This is a genomic window from Bacteroides sp. Ga6A2 (assembly GCF_000702225.1).
In the GTDB taxonomy this organism is placed as follows: domain Bacteria; phylum Bacteroidota; class Bacteroidia; order Bacteroidales; family Bacteroidaceae; genus Ga6A1.
The window spans coordinates 1-6,465 of sequence record NZ_JNKX01000072.1 but is presented as its reverse complement, the minus strand read 5'-3'; the positions used below and the strand labels follow the sequence as shown (position 1 = coordinate 6,465).

Below are 6,465 nucleotides of genomic sequence, written 5' to 3'. Positions count from 1 at the left end.
ATGACTACGGCCAGAAGCATCTTCGGGTCGTAGGGGCTGCGGCCACGCTCCTTGTACAGTTTGCGAAGACCGCTCAAGTCCAAACTGTTAACTACGCTGCTCACAAGATGGACTGGGTCGTCCTGGGCAATGTCCTTGTCGATTCTCTGAGGAAAAAGTATCGTCTGATTTGGAGAATACGGACGAAAGTGGTATCTTTGTTGCGTTTTATATTGCATGTTGTAAAGATACGAAAACTTTACGACATAACGAAGCCCTGGCTTGAGAAAGTCGGGGCTTTGATATAAAAAAAGGATGTGCCTATTTTGACACACCCTCTTTTTTTGTTCGGTGGGGCAGATGTGTTCGTTATTTGTTATATCTTTGCAGAAAAAAATAAAAAGAATGAATCTATTTTTGCTGTCAAAACATCGTTCTTCGCTGATGGGAATCGCCATCATTCTCGTTGTGCTTTTTCATGCGCCTCATATCTTTCACGATACTTTTTTTAATCTGGTTCAGTCGCAGGGAAATTTCGGAGTCGATATCTTCTTCCTCATTTCAGGAATAGGCTTGTTCTTTTCGTGGACTAAGAATCCCGATGCCTGTCAATTTCTGAAGAAACGCTTTCTTCGGATTTTGCCAACATACTTGATTGTGGCTGTTGTGTGGCATTTTTATTATTGTGTTTACAAGGAATTCCATTTTTCAGCCGAGGGTGTTTGGCAGTTTCTGTACCGGGTAACCAACCTCCGTTTTTGGTTTGAGGGCGATTTGACCGACTGGTACATTCCGTCGATTCTCGTATTCTATTTGCTTGTTCCGCCGTTTTATGCTTTTCTGGAGAATACGAAGAGTCGGTTCGCATTCGTGTTTCTCTTGATTGTCGTTATTCTCGGTCTGAATCTTTCTCCGGCAAGAGATATGCACATCGGCAGATTGCTTATCGTCATCAACCGTTTGCCGATTTTCTTGCTTGGGTTGACACTCGGAAAATTCGTCCAGCAGAAAACCGTATTGCCGAAATATTCCATCGTTTTCTGTCTGATAATATTTTTGTCGTGTTTCTTTTTGAATACAATTTTACAGACTGATTTCTACAAACTCACATATCTTGTAAACATTTTCACGGCTGTGTCTTTCTGCTTGCTGATGTCTTTCATTCTCGACAGAATAAAGAGAGTTGGAATCTTGTCGTTCTGCGGTTCAATAACACTCGAAGTCTATCTTCTAAACGAAAGATGTCTCCAGATGTGCCGCATTCTTCACTTCAACGAGACGCTGTGTTTCGTTCTCATGCCCGTTCTGAGTGTCGCGCTTGCATTCTTATTGAGCAAAATTGTCAAAAAAATATCAGGATAAAAAGAAAGGCTCGCTATCGTCAGCGAGCCTTCTGTTTAAGATAGTTGTTGATTGTAGTTTAACATTGCTTGATATAAGAGAGATAAGTCTAATATTACGTAGTCACTTCGTAAATCTGAGAATTCTCGGAACAGACAAACCCACAACCATCATCAGAATGATGAGGAGAGTCATCGTTCCGTTGTAGATGAAGAGGTCGAGATAATGCCCCGTCTCGCCGTTGTTCTGATGCTGATAGATATACAGGACAAGAGCCTGAACCGTTCCGTAGGCATACATTCCCGGAATCATCGGCAGCAGGGCGGGGAATGAGAAAATCTCGCTCGGGCAATGCTTGTGATGCGCCGCGATGTCCGACAGCAGTCCGATGACCGAGGCTGCTATGAATCCGGCAATTACAATGTTCATCTGCCATTCGCAATGCATAAGATAGTATCGCGTAGCATGTCCCACGGCGGCAATCATTCCGCACCAGATAAGTAGTCGGCGCGGCGGATTGTTTATGCTGCCAAATCCGATGGCAGCCAGACTGGCGTAAAAGCCGTCCTGAAGCAGTTCTGTCATCTCCATTCTATCTGAAAAATTATGAGAGCGAGACATAGTCCTACCGACAGGCAGATGGTCGTTATAAGTGCGTCCGTCAGTCGGCTGTGGGCCACCAGATAGTGGCCGCGCAGAATGTCGCTCATAGCGTTAATAAATCTTATTCCGGGCACGAGCCACAGCACCGAGGTGGCAAGCGCGATGTTTGGCGTGCTGCTTATTCCAAAAATGAATCCCGACGAGCCTATGAGTGCCGAGATTATGCTGGCAATTATCGTCACGATGTGTTGGTTTATGTGCCACGACAGAAGCAGATTCTTGTAGTAGAATCCAACGGCTGTGTTGGCAAAAACGATACTCATGGCAATGTAGTCGCCGTTGAACAGACGGCAGAACGAAAGGTTGGCAACTGCCGTCAGAAAAATGACGATGTGCTTGTTTATCCTCGGAACGTCGAGGATTTTCTTCAACTCGCCTGCCGATTCTTTCACGTTGCTGAGCAATCCTTCTTCCATGTCCTTGCATTCTGCCGATGGAATCCAGTCTTCAATCTTGTGGCTCAGAAGGCTCAGTTGTGTCGTCGTATTCAGGTTGATGCCGTTGCTGTGCGTCTTGCCCACCTGACTGTAGTTGTGGCTGTGCTCGCTGTCCCACACGGTCAGTAGAATGCGCGTAGGCAGAATCGACATATCGACTTCGACCATGTATTTTCTTGAAATCCTCGCCACGCAGCGTTCAATTCTCGATGTCGTTGCACCTGCCGATAGCATGGCGGTGGCGTAGTCCGACAGGAACTGGCACACTTCCTTCACATATTCGTGCGACCACGATTCGTTATAGTGCGTCATCTCCATTTTCATCGTCATCTTCGAGAATTTCAATGTCTACAAGATCGCGGTCCACGTTAATTATATGATGCTTGTCGTTAAGCATCCGCAGTTTTCTCATAACATTAAAGCCGAAACTGAAGATTATAACTCCGAAAATCAGAAGCCATATAATCACAACTCGACTCATCATTAAATGTGCTGATAGTGTATTCGCAATATACTCCATATCAATGTTTTATTTAAATCATTTTGCCGAAGAAGGAAATCTCCTCCGACTTTCGGAGTGCAAAATTATTGCATATTGTTTCATTGTAAAAGAAATGGTAATTATAAGTTTCTATTGCCGCAATCGTAAAAAAGCATTATGTTTTATTATTGGTAAAATCGATTGCGGTTATCGAAAATAAAACAAAATCCGATGCAAGACAGTCCGATAAAGTTGTATCTTTGCATCGCTAAATAAACGAATAACGTAGAAGAACATGGAATTAAGGCAGATAAAATATTTTGTCAAGGTAGCCGAAGTATTGAATTTTTGCGAGGCGGCGCGCCAGCTCAACATATCGCAAAGTACAGTGTCACAGCAGATTCAGCAACTTGAAAACGAACTCGGAGCATCGCTCCTTACGCGCGACTCTCATCATGTAAGTCTTACTGATGTCGGAAAGGCTTTTCTTCCGCAGGCTGTGCGAACTCTGAAGGCGGCCGCAAGTTGTCTCGACCGCATTCGCGACATTCAGATGCTTGATTCTGGCGAATTGAACATTGGCTCGACTTATTCATTTTTGCCGCTCCTCAAAGAAACCGTGCTTATGTTCATGAAGCAATATCCGGGAGTCAAGATTAATATCATGTGCCACTCTATGGAAACACTTCTGAAGATGCTCAACGAGGAGCGCATCGACGTGGCTCTTAGTTACAAGCCGAATTTTGTCCAGCCGGGCATCGACTCGCACATCATGTTCGACAATAAACTTGCCATTATCGTCTCTGATACTCATCCTCTTGCACGACTTGAAAAGGTTCGTCTTGTTGATATCGAGAAGTTTCCTTTTGCCATGCCTGCCAAGGGCTTGCAGGCTCGAAACACATTCGACCTGCTCACCAAGGATAAAGATTACCGCTTCGATATTCGGCTCGAGATAAACGAAGTCAATCTTTTGCTCGACCTCGTGCGCTCTTCGAGTCAGCTTGTCAGCGTAATCAGTCAGGCGGCTGTAGTCAGAACTCCCGGCATCAAAGTTCTGTCGCTCGACCAGCGCGGAACGCAGATGGAGGGCTCGTTCCACACTTGCAGCAACGCCTACATGAAGCGTGCCACGAAAGAATTTCTAAATATGCTCTGCGAAAACAAGGCTTATAACATGAGTATGCTCGAGTTTCTGTAAAAAATTGCTATTTTTGCAGAAAAGTTAACAAAAACGTATTATGATTGGAGCAATAATAGGAGATATTGCCGGAAGCACTTATGAATTCTGCAATACCTTAGATTACAATTTCGATTTCTTTCCGCGCGGTTGTTCGTTTACCGACGATTCTGTCTGCACAATAGCCGTTGCCGATGCCATTCTTAAAGGAGTATCATATCGCGATAGCCTTGTTTATTGGTGTCGTAAGTATCCAAATCCGATGGGCGCATACGGTTGTTCTTTTTCACGATGGATTCGTTCCGAAAATCCCCAGCCTTATGGCAGTTACGGAAACGGCGCGGCAATGAGAGTTTCTCCAACCGGATGGGCTTTTTCTACTGACGAAAAGGTCGCAGGTGAAGCAGCAAAATCGGCAGAATGTACTCATTCTCACCCCGAAGGTATAAAAGGCGCGCAAGCCATAGCCCTTGCCATTTTCAATATCCGTCAGAAGATGTGGAAGAATCCGCTCGAAGATGCTCGCCTTCATTGTCGGAGAATCTATGGTGATGATTATCCCGAACGCATCCCGAAGGAAGGGGAGTGGAATGAAACGTGTCAAGGCTGTGTTCCGTTGGCTCTTCATCTATTCTCGCAGTCGTCAAGTTTCGAGGATGCCGTTCGTAAGGCCGTTTCTTATGGTGGTGATAGCGATACGCTTGGCGCAATCGTAGGTTCGCTTGCCGAAGCATGCTACGGCGTTCCGACAGAAATCGCAATAAAAGCCTTGAGTCTTCTTCCTACAGAAATGATTTGCGTCTTGTCCGATTTTGAAACGAAATTCAATCCCGAATCCGAGGTTTGCAAGATTTTGCGGTAGATGTTCGGGGGTTGCATAAGCCTTAGAGACAGTTGACAATGGACAATGTCTTTAGAGAAAGTTGAAAAATCGTGCCATGGTATAGGTAAGTAAGCCAGAAGGTACGGGGTAGCTTCGGAGTAGGAACGGGGTAGCTACGGGGAAGGTACGTTCAAGGTACGTTCAAGATACGTTCAGGGTACGTTCAAGCAAGCCGATAGTAATGGGTAAGCAAGCCGAAGAGTACGGGCAAGGTAGGAGATGGATAAACAGTAAATTGATAGTAAGAAAGCTGAATAATCGCATTGGTTTAGTTTTTCAGCCGTTTTAATTTATAGTCAGAAAAATAAAATGATAGGGGCTGTCTCTCAAAAAGGCAGTCCCTATCGCGTAAATTTATAAAACAACAGAAATATTTCTCATTATTCAGCAGGGCTGAACTGATCTTTTCCTACCGAGCACAGAGGACATTCAAAATCATCAGGAAGATCTTCGAACGCAGTCCCCGGTTCTATTCCTGCTTCAGGAACACCAACTTCAGGGTCGTACTCCCAACCGCAAATGTCGCAAACATACTTTGTCATAGTAATAATCTTTTAGTTTGTTAATACTTATTTATTAAATACTTGTGAATCTCAGTTACTGTCGAAACACGGCTGCAATATACTACATATTTTCGAATCCGTTACAAAATGCTCGTTTTTTTTCAGATGTTAGAAAACATCATTCTCTTTGGATACCCGATTGTTTCAGAAGATTTGCCATAAGAGTACAGCTTTTTTCTGTATCGCAATTTTTATACCCTGAAATTTGGGATTTGTATGAAAAAACGTGAGTTCGTCAATGCATATTATATAATGTGTGAAAAGCACGAAAGTAAGAAAAATGCGTTTTTCTGAAAAAATAATCTGGAAAATGTTTGGTGGTAAAGAAAAAGACTGTATCTTTGCAAAGTCTTTCGGAACAAAACACGAGTGTTAATAATCCGAAAAGATTTGTTCTTTAAAGTGTGATTTCAAGTGAGAAATTACTTCTGAAAACGCTTGATTGCGTACTAGTAAGAATAGGTAGAAAGAGTTCATTGAAAGATTTACATAGACGAAGAAGTACAGGAGCTGTGAGTCGGTTTGAATGCTGACTCACGGGTAAAAAACAAGATACGAACTGTCAATTCGATTTATCGGAGCTGAGGAAATTAAACAAATTATATTTTACAATGAAGAGTTTGATCCTGGCTCAGGATGAACGCTAGCTACAGGCTTAACACATGCAAGTCGAGGGGCAGCATTAAGGAAGCTTGCTTTCTTAGATGGCGACCGGCGCACGGGTGAGTAACGCGTATCCAACCTGCCCCCTACCCGGGGATAGCCTTGCGAAAGTAAGATTAATACCCGGTGCAGTTATGATTCCGCATGGGAATATAACGAAAGATTCATCGGTAGGGGATGGGGATGCGTCCGATTAGCTTGTTGGCGGGGTAACGGCCCACCAAGGCGACGATCGGTAGGGGTTCTGAGAGGAAGGTCCCCCACATTGGAACTGA

The 6,465-nt window shown here is 44.0% G+C and carries 7 protein-coding genes, 1 rRNA gene and 1 pseudogene; 4 read left to right on the top strand and 5 right to left on the bottom strand.

Going from position 1 to position 6,465, the window contains the following annotated elements; translation table 11 throughout:
* A pseudogene (locus T538_RS18475) lies at positions 1 to 218 on the bottom strand (IS1182 family transposase); the annotation flags it as partial.
* A gap of 166 nt (positions 219 to 384) precedes the next feature.
* Here T538_RS18475 and T538_RS0113440 point away from each other — a divergent pair.
* On the top strand, positions 385 to 1,341 hold the full coding sequence (locus T538_RS0113440) for an acyltransferase family protein (protein WP_197025793.1): 957 nt from the start codon (positions 385 to 387) through the stop codon (positions 1,339 to 1,341).
* Positions 1,342 to 1,443: 102 nt separating this feature from the next.
* On the opposite strand, the gene T538_RS0113435 is transcribed toward T538_RS0113440, so the two are convergent.
* The 3 genes from T538_RS0113435 to T538_RS0113425 are packed head-to-tail and all read right to left on the bottom strand — an operon-like array spanning position 1,444 to position 2,904.
* A complete protein-coding gene (locus T538_RS0113435) occupies positions 1,444 to 1,911 on the bottom strand; it encodes a threonine/serine exporter family protein (protein WP_031534491.1) in 468 nt (155 codons plus the stop codon).
* Positions 1,902 to 2,750, bottom strand: a complete 849-nt coding sequence (locus tag T538_RS0113430; protein WP_081835001.1) for a threonine/serine exporter family protein — start codon at positions 2,748 to 2,750, stop codon at positions 1,902 to 1,904. Before T538_RS0113430 ends, T538_RS0113435 begins: the two co-directional genes overlap by 10 nt.
* Entirely contained in the window at positions 2,719 to 2,904 is a 186-nt protein-coding gene (locus tag T538_RS0113425; RefSeq protein ID WP_031541399.1) for a hypothetical protein, read from the bottom strand. Before T538_RS0113425 ends, T538_RS0113430 begins: the two co-directional genes overlap by 32 nt.
* Before the next feature lie 292 nt (positions 2,905 to 3,196).
* Between T538_RS0113425 and T538_RS0113420 the strand changes: the two genes are divergently transcribed.
* Positions 3,197 to 4,102 carry a LysR family transcriptional regulator gene (locus tag T538_RS0113420; protein WP_031534497.1) on the top strand — a complete coding sequence of 302 codons (906 nt, stop codon included), beginning with the start codon at positions 3,197 to 3,199 and terminating at the stop codon, positions 4,100 to 4,102.
* Between the two features lie 40 nt (positions 4,103 to 4,142).
* Complete coding sequence (locus T538_RS0113415) at positions 4,143 to 4,943, top strand: ADP-ribosylglycohydrolase family protein (protein WP_031534499.1); 801 nt, start codon at positions 4,143 to 4,145, stop codon at positions 4,941 to 4,943.
* Between the two features lie 401 nt (positions 4,944 to 5,344).
* Here the strand turns inward: T538_RS0113415 and rd are convergent, their stop codons facing one another.
* Positions 5,345 to 5,506: a rubredoxin gene (rd, locus tag T538_RS18210; RefSeq protein ID WP_081835002.1), complete on the bottom strand. Its 162-nt coding sequence runs from the start codon at positions 5,504 to 5,506 to the stop codon at positions 5,345 to 5,347.
* 629 nt (positions 5,507 to 6,135) lie between these two features.
* Between rd and T538_RS0113405 the strand changes: the two genes are divergently transcribed.
* Positions 6,136 to 6,465 (top strand): 16S ribosomal RNA (locus T538_RS0113405); the annotation flags it as partial.